At 40.8% G+C, this 21,143-nt stretch carries 12 protein-coding genes; all 12 read right to left on the reverse strand.

Features of this window, described 5'->3' with window-relative positions; translation table 11 throughout:
* The 12 genes from NW213_RS06420 to NW213_RS06475 all read right to left on the reverse strand — a co-directional run bounded on the left by NW213_RS06420 (position 1) and on the right by NW213_RS06475 (position 21,138).
* Positions 1–3,264: a TonB-dependent receptor gene (locus NW213_RS06420; RefSeq protein ID WP_258322207.1), complete on the reverse strand. Its 3,264-nt coding sequence runs from the start codon at positions 3,262–3,264 to the stop codon at positions 1–3.
* A 223-nt stretch (positions 3,265–3,487) separates the two neighbouring features.
* Positions 3,488–4,894: a glucuronate isomerase gene (uxaC, locus tag NW213_RS06425; protein WP_154043727.1), complete on the reverse strand. Its 1,407-nt coding sequence runs from the start codon at positions 4,892–4,894 to the stop codon at positions 3,488–3,490.
* Between the two features lie 17 nt (positions 4,895–4,911).
* Positions 4,912–6,357, reverse strand: coding sequence for an MFS transporter (locus tag NW213_RS06430; protein ID WP_258322208.1), 1,446 nt, complete (start codon positions 6,355–6,357; stop codon positions 4,912–4,914).
* A gap of 135 nt (positions 6,358–6,492) precedes the next feature.
* Positions 6,493–7,992 carry a UxaA family hydrolase gene (locus NW213_RS06435; protein ID WP_375338119.1) on the reverse strand — a complete coding sequence of 500 codons (1,500 nt, stop codon included), beginning with the start codon at positions 7,990–7,992 and terminating at the stop codon, positions 6,493–6,495.
* Positions 7,993–7,996: 4 nt separating this feature from the next.
* A complete protein-coding gene (locus NW213_RS06440) occupies positions 7,997–9,439 on the reverse strand; it encodes a tagaturonate reductase (RefSeq protein ID WP_204390606.1) in 1,443 nt (480 codons plus the stop codon).
* A 257-nt stretch (positions 9,440–9,696) separates the two neighbouring features.
* On the reverse strand, positions 9,697–11,373 hold the full coding sequence (locus NW213_RS06445; protein ID WP_375338115.1) for a glycoside hydrolase 43 family protein: 1,677 nt from the start codon (positions 11,371–11,373) through the stop codon (positions 9,697–9,699).
* A 25-nt stretch (positions 11,374–11,398) separates the two neighbouring features.
* Complete coding sequence (locus NW213_RS06450; protein ID WP_258322210.1) at positions 11,399–12,619, reverse strand: DUF4861 domain-containing protein; 1,221 nt, start codon at positions 12,617–12,619, stop codon at positions 11,399–11,401.
* A 126-nt stretch (positions 12,620–12,745) separates the two neighbouring features.
* Complete coding sequence (locus NW213_RS06455; protein WP_154043722.1) at positions 12,746–14,314, reverse strand: glycoside hydrolase family 28 protein; 1,569 nt, start codon at positions 14,312–14,314, stop codon at positions 12,746–12,748.
* Between the two features lie 88 nt (positions 14,315–14,402).
* A complete protein-coding gene (locus NW213_RS06460) occupies positions 14,403–15,827 on the reverse strand; it encodes a pectate lyase (protein WP_258322242.1) in 1,425 nt (474 codons plus the stop codon).
* A 60-nt stretch (positions 15,828–15,887) separates the two neighbouring features.
* Positions 15,888–17,465: a polysaccharide lyase family 1 protein gene (locus NW213_RS06465; protein WP_258322211.1), complete on the reverse strand. Its 1,578-nt coding sequence runs from the start codon at positions 17,463–17,465 to the stop codon at positions 15,888–15,890.
* A 72-nt stretch (positions 17,466–17,537) separates the two neighbouring features.
* Positions 17,538–19,160 (reverse strand): fibronectin type III domain-containing protein, encoded by a 1,623-nt coding sequence (locus NW213_RS06470; protein ID WP_258322212.1) that lies wholly within the window; start codon positions 19,158–19,160, stop codon positions 17,538–17,540.
* Positions 19,161–19,188: 28 nt separating this feature from the next.
* Positions 19,189–21,138: a RagB/SusD family nutrient uptake outer membrane protein gene (locus NW213_RS06475; RefSeq protein WP_258322213.1), complete on the reverse strand. Its 1,950-nt coding sequence runs from the start codon at positions 21,136–21,138 to the stop codon at positions 19,189–19,191.
* Positions 21,139–21,143 lie beyond the last annotated feature (5 nt).

The raw sequence follows: 21,143 nt of genomic DNA on the forward strand, positions 1-21,143 counted from the left end.
TTAGAATTTAACATTAAGACCTATCTGATAGCTTATTGAACTTGGTCCACCGGTACCATCAGAAATAGCAGCATCTGCCCATTCCGGATCAAATCCTTTATACTTGGTAAATGTGAAAGGATTCAATACATTGGCATATATTCTCAGATTCTGTATTCCAATCTTATTGATGAGATTCTTAGGGAAAGTATAACCAAGAGTTATATTCTTGATTTTCCAATAAGATGCATCTACATAGCAGTTTGATTCAAACTCCTTATTTTTTCCAGTGTACCATCCTGTACCACCACCATGATTATAGTTCACATCATTGAAAGGATATGGATATGAACCAACAATTGTACTCTCTGCAACCTTGGATGCATCTGAAGTCAAAGAAGCATAATCGCTTCCGTCCCAAGTGTAGTTAAATACCGGCGCTCCTTCAGGAATATAGAAGTCCATAGCCAGCTTATTACGTCCACGGTCTGAATAATCTGTAAATTCCTGCATGAACGGACTTAATACTGTATGTCCTTGTTTTGTATTTACTGTCATTGAGAAATCCCAGTTTTTGTATGTCAATGATGTAGAAATAGTACCAGTCCACTTAGGCATACCCTGACCTATTATCTGACGGTCATCATCATTTATCTTACCGTCCATATTCAGATCTTCGTATGTCATACAGCCTTCAAAATAGCCATACCATTCACTCTTTGTTTTTGTTACTCCGTCAATTGTCAGCTTTTCGTTTGCCATAGCCTGAGTACATATACCTGTCTGCTTCAGATCGTAAGCAACATCAATAGGCTGACCGATGAACCATCTTTGAGCACGCATATCTTCTTTCTTACCCTGAAGTTCAAGAATTTCATTATGATTCATTGCAAAAGTAGCTGTAACATCCCAATAGAAATCTTTTGTCTGCAACAGTATTCCCTTGAGCATTGCTTCCACACCACGATTGCGTACTTTTCCGACATTAGCAGTCATCTGACCACTTGGAGTTCCCTGTTCCAGAAGAAGCTTCATATCCATAAGCAAATCTCTAGAATCCCTATTATACCAGTCAAATGTACCGGAAATTCTTCCATTCAAGAATGCGAAGTCAAGACCTATATTGAATTCATTTGTCTTTTCCCAAGAGAGCAACTCATTTACTACAGACGGGCCGAAACCTTTACCAAATCCTGAATAATAGAGTTGGTTAGCAAGGAACATTGTTTCATAATTACCTACAGAAGCATTATTACCGGTAACACCATAGCTGGCACGGAGTTTCAAATTTGTTATCCATGAAGCATTGTCTTTTATAAAATCTTCTTCACTGATTCTCCATGCAAGAGCTGCAGAAGGGAATACTCCCCAACGATGTCCGTCAAGGAATTTTGAAGATCCATCCCAACGGGTTGATACTGTGGCTAGATATTTTCCCTTATATCCATAATTTACACGGAGAGCATATGATAACATAGTAGCCTTTCCATAGTCACTGGAGACATTATTATAGCTGGCTGCCGAACCAAGATTATACCAGAGTGTTTCAGCATTTACATCTTCACCGGTTATAGCATATTTTTCCGATTCAGTTCCATATACACTGAAAAGAGCCATAGCATTCAAATTATGGTCTTCATTGAATGTTTTTACATAGTTTACCTGAGTATCCCATGTATAGCCGAATGACTGGTTGTTTGTAACAGTAGCTTTTGCCTTTCCAAGGCCTGTATTTTTATCGTATGTACTTGACTGTTCAGAAGACAATCCACCATAATATTCACCTCTTCTACGTGTAGAGAATGTAGGAGAGAATGATGTTTTTATTATTACATCATTTATTGGCTGATACTGTGCATACATTGTTGCAAGCAGTCTGTAGCCTTTAGTCTTGTCACTTGAATTCATGGCATCCATAATTGGAGATACCGAGCCTGAGAATCCTGCCGGGAAAGCATCACTATATGTCTGTCCAGGAACAAGGTCGTTACCAGGCTGATAGTTCAATTCGCCTGTTGCAGAGTTATAAGGAAGCCAATATGGATTGGCACGGAAAGATTCCTGAACTGCACGCTTAGAGCCGTAGTCATAATTATAAACAGCTATATTTGTAGTCATACCCATTGAAACCTTACTGTTTATCTTTCCATCTACAGCCAGTTTAAGATTATAGCGCTGCATCTCATCGCCCATAACACCATCTTCCTGCTGATATCCCAATCCAGCACGATAAGAGACCTTTTTACCTCCACCTGAGACCTGAATGAAGTGATTTTGTTGTGTACCGTCCTGCAACATCAGATCACTCCAGTCGGTATAATCCTCAGTCAGGAATTGTTCACGTCTTTTTACAGAGATTGCATCCCCTTTATCATTCCATATTGACAACATATTACCAGGAGTAATTTCCAAAGGCAATCTACCGTCAATTATAGATATTGAACCGTCTGTCTTTACAGGTGTTGCATACTTCATATAGCGATATGCTGCCCATTCTGTACCGTCCATAAAATCCGGCATACGAGCTACTGTCTTATATCCGGCATAACCATCATAAGTTACTGTAGTACGCATATCATCACCTACCTTAGCTTGTTTAGTAGTTACAATTACAACACCATTTGTTGCTCTTGAACCATAAATTGCTGTAGAAGACGCATCTTTAAGGATATCGATTTTCTCAATATCAGAAGGATTTAAGAAATTAATATCATCACAAATTACTCCATCTACAACAAACAACGGACTGGTACTGCTACCCAAAGTACTCTTACCACGGATTGCAATATTAAAACTCTCACCAACACGGCTTGATGACTGACTTATATCAACACCTGCCACTTGTCCTTGCAATGACTCCATTACTGTGGATGCACCCTTACCAGCAAGTGCTTTATTGTCAACACTACCTATTGAACCTGTCAAATCTGATTTTTTCTGTACACCATAACCCACAACCACGACTTCGTCAAGCGACTGTGAATCTTCATTCAATATTACCTTAATATCATCCTGTGAATTTACAGTTATTGTCTGTGTAACATAACCTATAAAAGATACCTGAATCTTGGAACCTGACTGCACATTCAAGCTGAAACGTCCTTCCAAGTCTGTAATAACACCGTTAGTGGTTCCTACTTCAACGACGTTCGCACCAATAATAGGAACATCATAACCATCAACCACAATACCCGTAATCTGTCGTTCCTGTGCAAAAACGACCAAACATAGCATATTCATTATAAGAATAGCAAATGTTCTTCTAGTTAGATTTTTAAAGTTCATAAATGTCTTTTTAATAGTTATTAATTTTATAAAGGCTAGCGATTATGTCACAAAGGTAATGGTAAGCATATTTTTTTATGTGGAATAATAGTTTTATGATGTAGAATATCTGTTCTTTTTATATGTAAAAAATAATCAGCCGGCAAGTATGAATAAGTCATAACTTACTGGCTGATTGTTAATTAATGTAATTCTATCTATGATTTTCTATATAGAGATATTATTAAAGATTCAAATATCTCTTTGCATTGTTATAAGAAATATCGTTGACCATCTGACCGAGGAATTCGATTTCTGATGCAGGCAATTCACCCTTTTCTACATCCTCTCCTATCAGGTTACATAAAATACGGCGGAAGTATTCATGACGTGGATAAGAAAGGAAGCTGCGTGAGTCTGTAAGCATACCTACGAAACGGCTAAGCAATCCAAGTACCGAAAGACAGTTCATCTGTTTCTGCATTCCGTCCTTCTGGTCGAGGAACCACCAGCCTGAACCGAACTGGATCTTGCCGGCTACAGGACCTTGCTGGAAGTTACCGATCATTGTACCTATAACTTCATTGTCTGCCGGATTGAGGTTGTAAAGGATGGTCTTTGTCAGCTTGTCTGCTGAATTCAGACGGTCAAGGAACTTGGCCATTGCCTTTGAGGTATTGAACACACCGATTGAATCGAAACCTGTATCAGGGCCTAGTTTCTCGAACATACGTGTGTTGTTATTACGGATAGCTCCGTAGTGGAACTGCTGTGTCCAGCCTTTTTCATTGTCCATTTCGGCAAAGACTACGAGCATTGCAGACTTGAACTTGAGGATTTCCTCGTTTGTAAGTTCCTTGCCTGAATATACCTTGTTGAAGATTGCGTTGATTTCGGCATCTGTATAGTCTTCGGCATAGAATTCTTCGATACCGTGGTCAGACAGACGGCAGCCCATGCTTGCAAAGAAATCGTGACGGTTCTTCAATGCGTCAACAAGGTCATTGAATGTGCTGATTGATACTGAAGAGACTGTAGAAAGCTTCTCAACATAGCTGCGGAAGTTTGCCGCATTCTCAACTGCCATAGCCTTGTCCGGACGCCATGTAGGAAGAACCTTTACCTTAAAGCCGCTTTCAGCTATTGTCTTGTGATATTCCAATGTATCGACAGGATCGTCTGTAGTACATACCGTCTCTACATTGTAGCGTTCCATGAACTTGCGGGCTGTATAGTCAGGAGTTGCAAGTTTTGCGTTACATTCGTCGAATATCTCACGTGCTGTCTTCGGAGAAAGAAGCTTGTCGATACCGAAGGCTGTCTTCAGTTCAAGATGACTCCAGTGGTAAAGAGGGTTTCTCATTGTGTAAGGGATTGTCTCAGCCCATTTTTCGAACTTCTCCCAGTCTGAAGTTGACTTTCCTGTGATATATTCCTCATCCACTCCGTTTGTTCTCATGGCTCTCCACTTGTAGTGGTCGCCGCCAAGCCAGATTTCCGTGATTGAAGAGAATTTATAGTCATCCGCTATCTTCTTTGGTTCAAGATGGCAGTGATAGTCGATTATCGGATTATGTTTTGCAAAATTGTGATACAGATACTTCGCTGTGTCCGAATACAACAGGAAGTCTTCATCCATAAAATTTCTCATAATTAGTATGTTTTTGGTTATTTCTTAACGTCTGATGTCAAACTCTTGACTGCAAACCAGCTTAATATATAAGCTACTGATGCTACAAGGAATACTATCATATAGCCTGCCTGGATTCCTTCGAAACCGAGGAAAGACATATTGCTCTCGCGTGAATATGTGAACAGGATACCTGAACTCTGGTTGAAAAGGAAGCTTCCAAGACCACCGACCATACCGGCAAGGCCTGTAAGTGTGGCAACTACCGATTTAGGGAAGAGGTCGCTTACAAGAGAATATGCGTTTGCGCTCCAGCTCTGGTGTGCGGCACCGATGATACCGATGATGATTATAGGATACCAGCATGAATGTACTCCAAGGAATGGTGCAACTATACCCAACAGAGGGAATAGCGAATAAACGAACATTGATGATATACGGCCGCCGAACGGAGTAAGTCCTTTCTTGTTCACAAGGAATGTTGGGAGATATCCTCCGACGATTGAGAGCATGGTGATGAGATACAATGTGAATATCAGCATCATACCCATGAAAGAGTCTGAGCTGTAGCCATAGATATCTTTCACATACGCAGGTGCCCAGAACAGGAAGAACCACCATACGCCTTCAGGAAGGAAACGTGAAGCAAATATAGCCCATGTATGACGATAGGTGAAATACTTGAAGATATTTACCTTTTCCTTCGGCTCTTCTGTCGGTTTTGTCTCATTCTCCGCCTTATTCTCATCCTGACGTATATAGTCAAGCTCAAGCTTGTTCATACGCTTATTGTTGTCCGGTGCCTCGTATGTCTTGAGCCATATACCCAGCCATACGAAACCGAGGAGACCGATAATGAGGAATGACATTTCCCATCCCCAGAAACGGGCTATCACAGGAATTGTGAACGGAGCGAGCATAGCTCCTATCTGTGAGCCTGAATTGAAAAGGCTGGTGGCAAAGGCACGGTCTTTCTGAGGGAAATAGGCGGAAATGGTCTTGTTGGCACAAGGGAAGTTTCCTGCCTCACCGGCTGCAAGAATACATCTTGCTATAAGGAAAAGCCACATGCTCACGGTTGATATACCCATCATCGCGGTACCGGCATTGCGGGCTATTTCTATATGTTCACGCGCTCCTGCAAATGTCATAGTCCAGCTGTCAAGCACTATTCCGGCAGTAGCGATACCGCAAAATGCATGAAGACAGGCACCGAGAGACCAGAGGGCGATGGCCCATGAATAGCCTTTCTTGATTCCAAGATAATCGACTGTCCTTCCCGCAAAGAACATCGCGATGGAATATACAAAGGAGAAGCATCCGGTGATGGTACCGTAATGAACGTCAGTCCAGCCGAATTCAGGAGAGATGAAGTCTTTCCATGTAAGAGAAAGGACCTGACGGTCAAGATAGTTTACCGTGGTTGCAAAGAACAGCATCGCACATACATACCAGCGGTAATTGGTCATTTTATTATTGTTCATTTATGTCAATTAAGAATTAAAAATTAAGAATTAAGAATTGGTTATCAGTTATTAGTTGTTAGATTAGCATCCAAATGGCAACCTTGTCAACTCGTCAACTTGTCCACTTGTCAACTAAAAACTGACAACTCAATATTAAAGTATTACACCGGTCTTGAATATGGATATCTCACGGTAATTGTTTATCTCGTTCTTTACATATGAACCGGAGCAGGCCGATATGACAAAGTTGAAGAACTCGTCAAGCACCTCTTCCTTGCTCTTGCCTTCCACCAAAACACCTGCATTGAAGTCCATCCAGCGTGTCTTGCGGTTATAGAGGTTTGAGTTGGTAGAAATCTTTGCCGTAGGCACGAATGTTCCGAATGGCGTTCCGCGGCCTGTAGTGAAAAGTACCATATGGCAGCCGGCGGAAGCAAGTGCCGTACTTGCAACGAGGTCATTGCCCGGAGCGCTAAGAAGGTTCAGTCCGTGAGCCGAGATACGGTCACCGTATTCCAGCACGTCAATCACTGCACTGGAGCCTGATTTCTGTGTACAGCCTAGGGATTTCTCTTCAAGAGTAGAGATACCTCCAGCCTTGTTGCCCGGTGACGGATTTTCATATATCACCTGGTCGTTCTTTATGAAGTAGTTCTTGAAGTTGTTTATCAGACTGACTGTCTTATGGAAAGTTTCCTCGTCCCTGCAGCGATCCATGAGGATTGTCTCTGCACCGAACATCTCAGGCACTTCTGTCAGCACGCATGTACCGCCGTATGAAACAAGACGGTCGGAGAACAGACCTAGCAACGGGTTGGCTGTAATACCTGAGAAGCCGTCTGAGCCACCACATTTAAGTCCTATTCTCAGCTTTGATACTGGCTGTTCTGTTCTTACGTCTTTCTTTACATTCTCATAGAGGCCCATAAGGATTTCCATACCTGCAGCAATCTCATCCTCCACTTTCTGACATTCGAGGAATTTCACACGCTCACTGTCATACTCGCCTAGCATTGTCCTGAAAGCTGAGACCTGATTGTTCTCGCATCCGAGTCCCAATACCAACACGCCTCCCGCATTAGGATGAAGAACCATATCGCGCAGTATCTTGCGTGTATTCTCGTGGTCTTCCGACAGCTGCGAGCAGCCCCAGTTGTGTGTATAGGCATGGATACCGTCAAAATTGTCGGCTTTATCTCCTGCTGTCTTTTCGTTGAACAGCTTGACAAGTTCGTTTGCCACCCCGTTCACACAGCCTACTGTAGGGACAATCCATATCTCGTTACGGATTCCGACATCGCCGTTCTTCCTTTCATAACCTTTGAAATAGACCATACCTTCCGACTTGCATGAGTGTACCTCTGCGGGATTGTATGTATAGTCCTTGATCTCGCCAAGAAGCGTACGGATATATTTCTCGTTTATAAGGCTTCCTACAGCTCTGTCTTCCTTGAGCGAACCGATAGGGAAACCGTATTTCACCACCACATCTCCTGTATGAAAATCCTGAAGCGCTATCTTGTGTCCGGCAGGAACATCATCCTTCAGGATAATGCTACGTCCGTCAACAACGATTTCTGTACCGGCAGCAAGATCGGACAACGCCACTACGACGTTGTCCTTACTGTTTATATGAAGTATATTTTCCATCAGGGATTTATTTTACATATTCCTTCACCATTTCATACATGCCTTTCTCTTCAATTCCCTTAAGCATATCTGCTACCATATCTGTCAGGCCAGGGATATTGTTAAGGTTTTCTTCCCATACAAAGTCTGCCGCCAATACCTTTTCTGCTACTGCATGAAGGTCGGACAGAGTCCATGCGTTCTTGACATATTCCACGATTTCAGGAGCGTCGTTCGGAACGATTTCAGCACCGTCGGCACGTTTTCCTCCCTTGTAATATACGATAAGCGCAGCAAGACCGAGAACGATTCCGTATGGAAGTTCACCCTTGCGGCTTAGATATTCCTTAACCGAAGGAAGATCGCGTGCTGTGAACTTAGGGAATGCGTTAAGCATGATTGATGTAACCTGGTGGTCAACAAAAGGATTCTCGAAGCGTTCAAGTACGCTTGCCGCAAATGCCTTGAGTTCGTCTTCCGGAAGGTTTAGTGTCTGCATGAGCTCTTCATACATAGCTTTGCGGATATACTTGCCGATAACCTCATCCTTGCATGCATCGCGCACAATATCAATACCTGAAAGATATGTGATAGGAGAAAGGATTGTATGTGTTCCGTTAAGTAATGTCACCTTACGTTCGTGGTATGGTTTTTCTGACGGTACGAACAATACGTTCAGACCTGCCTTGTTTGCAGGGAATTCCGCTGCTACGCTTTCAGGTGCTTCGATTACCCAAAGGTGGAATGCCTCGCCCTGAACAACCAGGTTGTCATCATAACCGAGGTGTTCCTTGATTTCGTTGATGGTCTTTCTTGGAAATCCCGGAACGATACGGTCAACAAGTGTAGCGTAAACGCCGCAAGCCTGTTCGAACCATGTCTTGAATTCTTCGCCTAGATTCCAGAGTTCGATATACTGATAGATTGTTTCCTTCAACTTATGTCCGTTCAGGAATATAAGCTCGCATGGGAAGATTATCAGACCTTTGTCCATAGCACCGTTGAAGAACTTGTAACGGTGATAGAGGAGCTGTGTAAGTTTTGCAGGATATGAGCTTGGAGGAGTATCCTCAAGACGGCATGCAGGATCGAATGCGATACCGGCTTCTGTTGTATTGGAAATGACAAATCTCATCTCCGGCTGTTCTGCCAGTGAAAGATATGACTGGTATTCTGTATAAGGGTTAAGGCAGCGGCTGATTACATCAATGAGTCTGTATGAATTGATTACCTCGCCTTTTTCAAGTCCCTGGAGGTTTACATGGTAAAGACCATCCTGGGCATTGATCATATCTATCATTCCTTTATCGATAGGCTGTACAACTACTACGCTGCTGTTGAAATCTGTCTTTTCATTCATATTGGAGATTATCCAATCAACAAAACATCTAAGGAAATTTCCTTCACCAAACTGAATGATGCGTTCAGGACGAACAACCTTGACGGCTGTCTCTTTATTTAATGCTTTCATAATGTAAAGATATTAAATTGTATTATTATAGTGTTTATTCATATCCGCAAAATTATCCATATAGCACTAATATCATGTGTAATAATCGTTATTTCTCATGTAATTTTTGTTACTTTCATATTCTTCTGCCACTATATGCCATAATGCTGATATATGTATATAAAAAACAGAGATGTATCTATAAAAAATACACCTCTGCCATAAAATAAACCAATCTTAATCAGAGTCCCATCTGTAAGACATGGAACTCAACCTTTCTATTTTGTAATTTTGAACCAGTCAACATCAGTCCATCCGCCATCATTTGTGACAATAGCAGGACGTGTACAGAACATGCCGACTTTGGCACCTATCCACTTACCTTCCTTTGCCTGAAAACTATTGCCCAGTTTCTTATATTTTTTCCCGTCCAGGCTATAACTGAAATCACACATCACGACAAGATCATGCCCGCCTTCACTCTTGGCAATCTTCTTATCATCGCAACTGAATTTAACACGAAGATATACCGTACTGTCTGACAGGGCAACTGTAGCGTTTTTAGTTTCAGGCGTACCCTTATCGGCTCTCTTACATTCTACCTGCGAAAGTTCCAGTCCTTTTTCAGTATTTTCAATAATCAAACCTGAATAATCAAATCCCATTACAACCAAACCTGTACGTTCTCCCTTATATTTAGCAGAAGGAATGAACGTCATTTTCATTGTAGCTGTAAAATTCTTTGCAGGAGTTTTCTGAAGCAACAGATTTGCTACATCCCACAGGTTTTTATAATTATCTACCACAGGATAAGAATACAAACGTACAATACTCTTGTCGCCTGCATAATAAGCCCACTTTTCGTTTATATTCGCATGCCATTGCCATTGTGGCGAAAGGGTAAATCCGTCAAAATCGTCACTTTCCTGTGGAGTACATATCGGATAAGTTTTTCCTACATTCGGCTTCTTATAAGTAGAAACAGGCTCACCACATCCGTCTCCATCCTTATCTGTTCCTATAACAGGCCAACCATCCTTCCATGTCATTGGCTGCAAATGAACAAGACGACCGTATGCACCGACATCCTGGAAATGAAGGAACCAGTCTTCACCTGTCTGCGTATCAACCCACGCTCCCTGATGAGGTCCGTTCACTTCTGTATCTCCTTGAGCCAACACTGTTCTCCATTCATATGGTCCATATACGTTCTTCGAACGCAGGACCACCTGCCAACCAGTTGGAACTCCTCCTGCCGGATGGAAGATATAATAATATCCGTTTTTCTTATAAAACTTAGGTCCCTCACAAGTTTCATGTGCTTCATGACCATCGAATATGATACGTGACTGAGTTATAGCCTTATCAGCCTCAGCGTTGAGTTCGCACACAGCAATCACACTTTTCAGTCCGGCACGACTTCCGGCATAAGCATGCACCATATAGACCTTACCATCTTCATCCCACAACGGACAAGTATCAATTATTCCTTTACCAGCCTTAACCAATACAGGTTCAGACCATGGTCCTTTCGGATCATTTGCCTTAACCATAAAAGCTCCCTGATCAGGGTCTCCCCAAAAGATATAAAATTCTCCATTATGATGACGTATGCTAGGAGCCCATACACGATTACCATGTTCCGGCCTTTCAGGCATCTGTACAGGAGCCAGTTCGTATGGCACTGCCGCTCCTATTATAGTCCAATTGACCAGGTCCTTGGAATGAAGAATTTGAAGTCCAGGCAAACAATTGAAGCTGGAAGATGTCATATAATAATCATCGCCTACTCTACAAGCGTCAGGATCGGAATAATCGGCATACAAAACCGGATTTTTGTATTTTCCGTTTCCTAAATCAGATACCCACACCTGAGAAACATATTCAGTGTTTTGTGCAATAACAGGCATGACAGACAAAGCAACCATGCCGATAACAGTCTTTAAAATGCTCATGGTATTAAATCTATATATCAAAAAGTTAATAAATTATCTTCACTTCTACAGGATTCTCAAGTTCCTTTTTCCATTCATTCATATATCCGAACCATGAATCTGAATTTTCAAAGCCGAATTTTTCCTTTCTGGAAGTAAACATTGTATAATATCTGAAAGATGTTTCACCTACTGCTGATATAGTATAAAGGAAGTTATCCTTATCGCTCACCTCCTGCTTTACATACTTTCTGGGAATAAAAGTAGCAATACCAACTGTTTCCTTTGCATATTTAACCGTATCAGTCACAGGCCAGTGTCGCCCCCAACTGCCAACCAGCCCTTTATGATCTGAATAAGAGACTGTTTCTGTTCCCATTATATTCTGAACTCCTGTACAAAATATTTCTTTCTGCAAAGGACTGTCGAAATACGTATCAACTATCAGATCCCTGTGTCCGGCATACAAAGTATATCTGTTTGTCATATTCAGCAATGAGCCTTGATACTCCCATCCTTCCACTTTTACTTCTGCAATGACACGAACCGGTCCTTTAGCAAGAATTCGCTCAGTCCTAAAAGCAACAGGCTCAATATGAATAGCCTTCTCTCCGTTCCATCCTTTCAGTGCTCCTACTCCACAGCTGTTCCCTACCATTAGGACATCATCACCAAACCCCTTTGCCAGCTGTTCATCATTAGGATAGAACTTGCTTTCTTCAAGTTCCAGTCCCTTTTCAAACTTTCCATACGGATCGACAGTCTGTTTCGCATTGAAATAAATACGATATCCCACAAGCTCAGACTCGAACATCGGTCCATGACCATGAATCATATTATAGAAATTAACGTCACCCGGAACTGTCACAGAACGTATTTCGGCATGTTTCCCTTTCTTGGTATCACGTGCAAGCATCGTAGCGAATACACGTTGAGGATACTGTCTGACAATCCTTTCGCTATTCAGTTCGATTTCTATACGTTTTGTTCCGTTTGCCGGCATATCTACCACAAACGCCAGTTCATCCGGAACATAATCAGTATCCATATCATCCAATTGCGAAGGAATCTCCTTCATACTATCCATAACCTTAGCTGAACGGACTGTGAAACCCGCACGTAAGTCATCAATCTTCACACATACAGGGACATCCTTCAGATCCTTATCCAATCCGTTTTTCAACTCCAAGGAAACAGTTTTTACAGATTGTCCCATAAGAGAAGCACTACAAAATGCCATAAGGAAAAGACATAACTTTGTTTTCATAATAAATACGACATTTAAAAATATTGCTCTTTGCACCCGAATTTAAGCAATAAGAACGCAAAGAGCAAATTATAAAACCACATTATTATAAATATCCCGAAAACACAAACAACAGTTTATTAATTTTCAATTATGGAACTCTTCACCATTAACCTTGACATTCTTGGCAAATCTAACCTTCAACACTTCGCCTTCTGTCTCTACGTTTGCATTATCTATAGTTACATTCTCAGCCTGGCTGATTACAATACCGGCTTTGGCATTAGTAATCTGCACATCCTTTATGTCGATATTTCTAATAGGCATTTCAGGAAGTCCGTTAAAGAACATTGCACGTCCTACTCCATTGGCTGTTATACCTGAAATGTAGATATCGCGGAAAGCAGGAGTTTCTTCTGTCACAGGAGGTATTGCTGTCTTCATGCGGGCTATCAATTCTTCTTCTGTCTCCTCACCAGCGCCTTTACCACCGTAGAACAGATCAAACAGCAATGCTTCATGAGGTATATCTATCATATTGATATTGTGGATATGAATATTCTCCACTACACCGCCACGACCTCTGGTACTCTTGAAGCGTAAACCGACATCTGTACCAAGGAAAGTACAGTCCGAAACATATATATTCTTTACTCCGCCAGACATTTCACTTCCCACTACGAAACCACCATGTCCGTGAAGAACAACATTATTCTTAACAATAACATTCTGACATGGTTCGCCACGTTTACGTCCATCCTCGTCTTTTCCTGATTTTATACATATCGCATCATCACCGGCATCAAAAACATTGTTGATAATCAATGCATAATTACATGATTCCAGATCGAGAGCATCACCATTCTGAGAATACCACGGATTGAACACCTTGACATCCTTTATAGTGATATGTTCGCATGAAAGCGGATGCAGACACCAGCTTGGAGAATTCTTGAAAGTCACACCCTCAAGAAGGACCTTCTTGCTTTTTACTATGTTAAGCAATACAGGACGCAGCCAAGGACGAATTTCATTCCATTCTTCATCTGTTTCAATACCTTCAGGATTATTAAATTCCTTGCATGCCTTTGCACCTTTCAAAGAACCTGCAGTAGGATACCAGACATCATTCTCAACCACTCCACCTGATGCAAGCAACGATTTCCATTGTGATGCAGTCATTTTGCCTTTCTTTACAGGACGCCAACTGTCGCCGGAGCCATCGAATACCCCGTATCCTGTTATAGCTATATTCTCAGCATTCCATGCAGATATAGGCGACTGACAACGACGTGTTTCCAATCCTTCGAATGATGTTTCAAGTATAGGATAAGCATTGAAATCATCAGTAAACAATATCAACGAATTTTGTTCTGTATAAAGATTTACATTACTCTTCAGCTCGATAGGCCCTGTCAACCATAAACCGGCAGGTATAACAACCTTACCACCACCTTTAGAATTAACGTCCTTAATGGCATTGTTTATCGCCTCTGTATTCAGTGTCTTACCATCGGCAACAGCTCCAAAGTCAGTAATATTTACAGAATATTCCGGGAAAACCGGCTGTTCCACCTGTTGCATCTCAAAAGGCAAACCTTCGTAAACGCCTTCGTCAATGACACTCTCCAATTTTTGCATTTCGTTTTTTTGTGCACATGCGACAGGCAATAAAGCCATAGCAAACACGAAAAGGTTTTTAAGCGTTGTTTTCATTCCTGATAATTAGTTTAAGTTTATCGCAAAATTAGGCTATAACCGACACTTTTTTGTGTATTAATTGATAATATATGTGTACTTTTAGTTATAATCTGGGAAATAAATGTTCTACCAATCCATTAATATATAATTCCAGATTAGTATATGAAGAATCAAGACTGTATATAGCCCCATCTTTCGGATCATTAGGATTCAATCCGTTCTTTTTCTCCCATTCGTCTGGAATACCGTCTCCGTCCGAATCTACAGGAGCTGTAGTCTGCCTGTATTCTCCCCAACCTCCCACATCTGACGGTTGGTCAATCATTCCGTTAGTACTGCCATGAGAACCTTCAAACGTATAAGTACCCTCTTTAGCTTCCCTTACTATACGTTCATCATGAGAGTCACGACGTAAAGATGCTCCGGCATATTTTAGGACAGAAACAAAAGCGTCACTGGCTGACTGCAAAGAACTATGTTCTGCAATCACGAAAGGACTCATGGCCAATACCTCACCTGCAGGAGCAAAATCATTCTTGATTATCAGTCCTAAAGAATTATCCTTATTTACAAGCTTTATATCCTTACGCTGTTTATCGGATAACTTAGGACATGTAGGGTCAATGTAATTACCCTTGAAAAAGAATACACCATGAACACCTTTCACATTATTATTCTTTCCATCATCGGCATACGCCGTAAACAAACGTTTGTATGATGGTTTTGTAGCTGTGAATGGCCCCGGTTTATAATAATTGTTTATAAAATTATACGAACCTCCCTCGCCGGCATACGCTCCGTCACTACCATAATTATAAATCACATTATTAAACAGTTCCACTTTCTCCTCGTCAGGTTTTCCCGTGTAGCGGCTACCGCAAAGTCGAGGAGTACGGTTAGTATGATGGGCTAGAAGATTATGGTGGAAAGAAGCTCCTTGTCCTCCCCAGATTCCACCATAGCCGTGAGCGCCTTTTTCATGAATTGAGTTTGCCAGACTTTCACTTATGATACACCACTGCAAAGTGAAATTGCTGTTATTATAGAACGTAGCACACTCATCGGTACTCCAACTTACAGAACAATGGTCTATTATTATATTCTTGTGATACTTGAATCCATTCATGGCATCGTCGCCTTTCTGAACGATATCAGCTCCCATACGTGAACGTATAAATCTCACTATCACATTGTCGGCCTGAATTCCGAAAGTATAGTTTTTCAAGCATATACCATCACCTGGGGCAGTCTGGCCTGCTATAGTCACATCACCGTTTGAAATTTTCAGCGGGCTCTTCAACTCAATTATACCACTCACTGCAAAGACGATAGTACGCGGCCCCTTCTTGTTGACCGCCCAGCGCAATGTTCCTTCCGATCCATCGTCATCCAGCGATGTTACAGTATAAACAGTTCCACCTGCACCACCTGTTGTATATTTACCGGCACCATCTGCACCAGGAAAAGCCGGGACCTTTGTTCTGTCAGGAGTCGGATAAGAATTTGCCATAGAAACAGACATTGTCATCACATTAAGACAAAGCAAACCAAACAGACCTCTAAAAATGCCTTTCCAAATCATAACTTTTTATTTTTGTATTAAATATAAATCTTCAACAATACTATTATAATAAACCTCAAGGTTAGTATATTCTTTACTTAAGTTATATTTTGAACTATCGTCCTTATTTTTATCAAGTCCATGTTCATCCTCCCATGAATCAGGCATCCCGTCTTTGTCAGAATCTTCCAAAGCAGTTCCGCCATCATAGACAGGCCATCCGCCAACATCTTCCGCACTATCTATTATACCGTTTGTGCTCCCGTTGCTGCCATTTGCTGTAAAATTGCCTTTAAGAACATTATCCACAATTCTTTCATCAACAGCATCACGTTTTAAAGAGGCCCCCGACAATGACAACACACTATTATATGCATCACTGGCCAATTGTGTTATTTCACTAACATCCGAAGATATTTCAAATTCTTTATCCGACTGAATCTCAGACTTATCATTATTAGGTAAAGGAACATCATCTGTAACCCTTGGATGCAATCCTTCCCAATTATCAGAGTTTACCTTAACAATCAGCGATTTCATATCATCCGTCATATACGGACATGTATCATCAAATAAATTGCCTTTCAGACAGAACTTACCCCACACTCCTTTCTTGTTTTTCTGTGTGCCGTCATCTCCGTTAGGCTGAAAAATCCGGTTGACAAGTCCTTTCTTTGTTGATGTTGAAGGTCCCGGTTTATAATAGTTATTTATAAAATTATAATAGCCACCTTCGCCTGCATATCCTCCATTAGTAGGGCCCCAGTTATAGAATACATTATTCCTTATATCCACCATTTCATCATCAGGATTTCCAGTAAAACGGCTTCCGCACAATCTAGGAGTACGGCTGCTATGATGAGCAATCAGGTTATGATGGAATGTTGCGTGATTTCCTCCCCATATGCCTCCATATCCATGAGCTCCTTTATCATGCAAGGAACGTGCAAGGCTTTCGCTTATTATACACCACTGCATAGTGAAGTCAGAGTTATCGTAGAATGACGAACATTCATCTGTACTCCAGCTCATAGAGCAATGGTCGATTATTATATTACTATGCCCCTTGCCCCACATTGCATCAGCTCCATCTGCCTCATCGGCTGTCAGTTTATCAGACCCCATACGACATCTTATAAATCTTATTATCACATTATCAGTCTTTATAGAAACCGGATGTCCTTTTAAACATATACCGTCACCGGGGGCTGTCTGTCCTGCAATAGTAAGATTTCCATTTCTGATTGCCAGCTCACTTTCCAATTCGATAATACCACCTACAGCAAATACAATGGTACGGCTACCTGATTGATTGACAGCCCAGCGCAATGTTCCCTGCGAACCATCATCTTTCAAGGAATTCACAATCAACACTTTTCCACCGGCACCACCAACCGTATAAGCACCGGCTCCGTATGCACCAGGGAATGATTTTATTTTGGTTCTGTCTGGAGCTTGATAATCAGGCAAATCAGAGGTCCCATCATCTGAGTTATTATCATCAGCAGGAATATCTATACCATCATTACCCAATTTAGGATTATTACTAGAACAAGATAATCCCACAAACATAAAACAAAATATAATAATAGACAACTTTGCCATAACTATAACTATTTATAAGTAAAAAGGGATATGTCAACCGACATATCCCTTGTCGCTAATTATAAAACTAAATTATTTTATATACCAACGTGGGTCACCACAATTATCCTTACCTGCAAAACTGTTATCAATTATTGTGAAATCAAAGTTTGCAGGATCTTTAAACAACTGTGTTTCTGTTCCTTCATAATCAGTCAAACCAGTGAATTTGTTACCTGTAAAGTAAACGTCTTTTGTCTGATATGAATTATCTACCTTCACATCACCTGAAGCACGTACTCCCTTAGTTGATTCAGTAGAAGTACTTCCAAAAATAGTATTATTTATTGTAACACCCTCAGATGGGCCATAAGAGTCACTACCGCAATCAAGTAAATAATCACCGCTTCCCATAACCTTACTCAAAGTACAATCCTCAATCAACAATGAAGTAAAGTTAGTGTTTTTACAGTAAACAAAACTCTTACCTGTATAAACAACTGTTGATTTCTTGAAGCTTATATTTTCTACTTTTCCTTTACCGCTGCCGGCATCTACATGAACCAAACTATATGTTCTGCTTGTGGCACCGTATATTATACAGTTTTCAAATGAAAGGTTTGTAATTGTTTTTGCACTTGAGCCTTGCAGTCTGACAGGAGAGTTCTTTAAATCATGTATAAAGCAGTTATTGAATTTCAATGCTCCAACAGTAGATTCATCACTCTGATTTACCAAATAATCACCATATTCTCCAGTCAATTCAACGTTCTCAAAGTTTACGAATGCATGAGTACCTCCAATTTCGAAGTTCTTAACACCAACTATAGCCTGATTATCTCCCGGCATACCGAAGAATGTTACAGACAAGCCATCAGGAATAGTCAATGTTCCTTCATTATAATATTCGGCACCTGAAGCCAATGTTACATTTACAGTCTGATATCCCTGTGCCTGAAGATCAACCAGAAGAGCATTATTCAAAGAGTCTCCGGAAGCCAGATTATAAGTGAAATCTGCATCAGGTACCTTTGCTGTAGTTGTAAATTCAAGGACACCGCGTTTTGTTTCGCCAAGATATAAAGTAGCTACATAAGATGTCAATGGAGTCAAACCAGATATAGTAGCTGTACCCTCTGCCTTTTCATTATCTGACAAAGGATATGAAACGACCAAGGTTGCATTATTATCAGTTATATCTATACGTTCCACATCAGCTCCTGCTTCCCAATGTAGAGTAACACTTTCTGCTTTCAAGTCATTACCTGTAATAGATTCAAAAATCTGCTCAGTTTTAGTAGTAAAACTATAATCTGAAAGATAAGACCATTTAGAATCGTTTTTACTTTCAGCAGCAGCTTTTATTCTAAGGAAATATTTTGTATCAGGAACAAGTCCGTTTACTACATAAGGGCTTTCTGTAATCAGTTCTTCCAATCCAAAAACCATCGCCCCGTTCTGTCCAATTTCTATTTCATCATACAGGCTGTCAGTACTCAACTCTATTATATAATTCTCCGCACCTTTAACCTTAGTCCATGAAACCTCGGCAGAAGTTGCTTCTTCCGACACAGATATTTTATCTTGTTGTACACTAAACACTCTATCATATGAGCTATCTACGTCCCAATCATTGGCATCTGTACACGAGGTTACTCCCAATGCAAGCATAGACACAAACGATCCGGCTATTGCAAAATATTTTAAGTCTTTCATTTCTATTTAATTATTAGGTTACAAAAAATCAATCTGAGTATCCATAAGAGTTATGCAATGTACCTCCAGCAGCAGATATTGTAGTAGAACCTATAGGAAGGATATATCGATTTATCACTTCTACATTATCACCGACCAATCCGCTTGATATTGACGGAAGATTAATCAACAGATTCTTCTGTGAAGCATCAACTCTTTCCTTTCCAAAGAAATCTTTGCTATCATCATAATCTTTATCTGTTTTTCCATCAGGAAGTCCATACCAAGTAACACTTGACAAATCAATTTTTGTCTTCGACTCATCAGTATAGTTAAAATAAATCTTTTCAGGATAACCGTTTGTTTCGTCCTGCATCTGGCTGACATATTCATCTTTGAATTCATTGATTTTCTCAGCCAATATATTCCAACGGATCAAGTCGAACTTACGAACACCTTCACCCGCAAGTTCCCAGGCATTTTCATCTACAATAGCATCAAACATGGCATCCTGAGTAGCGGCAATATTATTAACATAAGCTTCTGCATCAGCCTTATCCGCATCAGCAAATGCACGACAATGAACCTCCTTTAAAGCCTGACGTGCTGTAAGACCGGCATAACCGGCATAAGTTCCATCAGGTCCTGCAAGCTCATTCATTACTTCAGCATACATCAACAATACCTGAGAATAACGCATACGGACTACATTAATTCCGGTCATCCATTTAGCATTACCTGTTGCGATTGCGGCTTGTCTCCATTCTTCGTTCATCTTACGGATATCCCATTTTCCAACATATATTGCGAATGGAGCATTACCTACAAAGCTCTCTTTTAATACGCCATCTTCTTCTTTCAACTGAACCTGTGCACAAGTTATATCACGGCGAAGGTCTTTCTTGTCATACGACCAGAAGAATGGTGCAGTTACTTTCATCTTACCGGAAGAGTTTCCTTTTGCACCATATTGTGCACTGGCACCATTGATACGCACTCCAACTGTATAACCTAATTCACTGCTTACACCCAATCCCATAGGAATCTCAAAGATGTTTTCTCTATAAGTCTGATCAAGAGTACGCTGATTAAGCAAGTACCATTCATTTTCAAAAGACGGATTCAATTTATGAGTACCGTTAGATATCACTGCAGTCAAATGTTCAAGAGCCAACTCATACATTTTTTTACGAGTATCTGCATCACAACGCTGGGTAGGATATGTAGGATCTGTATATGTGGCAGTTTCATATCCGTCTTTAGCCTTTTCACGTATAGCCCATCCAGCTCTTGTCAAAGCAATCTGTGCTAACAATGAGTGGGCATAACCCTTTGTTATACGCTCTGTTGTATAGTTTGACACTTCACCAGCCCATGGCAAATACTCTATAGCCTCTTTCAGGTTAACCATCAAAGTATCCATAATTACATCACGGTCAGTCTTTGCAAGATATGCATTACTCAAGTCAGACTGTGTAGGTTCGAGTTTCATTGGTATATCACCGAAGAAACGAATCATGTCAAAATAAAGCATAGCTCTCAATGTCAACGCCTCACCCTTATATCTTAACATAGTCTTTGCTTCAGAATTATCTGCAGCAATCAGCGGGCTGCTCTCTACCATTTCTATTGTAAGATTGGCATTTTCGATGGCGCCATACATTTTGCTCCACATATCACTCAGTTTAGACCATGCAGGATTGGCATTGAAATTCATATTACCACGCTCGCTGGTTGGATTGACAGCATCATCTCCCAATCCGTCAACAAGTTCGCAGTCAGAATTAAGTCCCCATATTATAGGAATAGCCTGTGAATATGTTATGTCATTTGTAAGGTCACCATATATTTTATTTACAGTCAGACCTGTGTAATAGCTAGACTGGGATATAGTTTCAGAGGTCAAATCCGAAGGAGAGTTCTGCTCCAAAAAATCAGAACAAGCAGAAACAGTCAACGCTCCAGTAGCCAAAACAAATATTTTTACTATATTTTTCATAAGAT

Source organism: Bacteroides sp. ET336 (genome assembly GCF_024733815.1).
Classification (GTDB): Bacteria; Bacteroidota; Bacteroidia; order Bacteroidales; family Bacteroidaceae; genus Phocaeicola; species Phocaeicola cellulolyticus.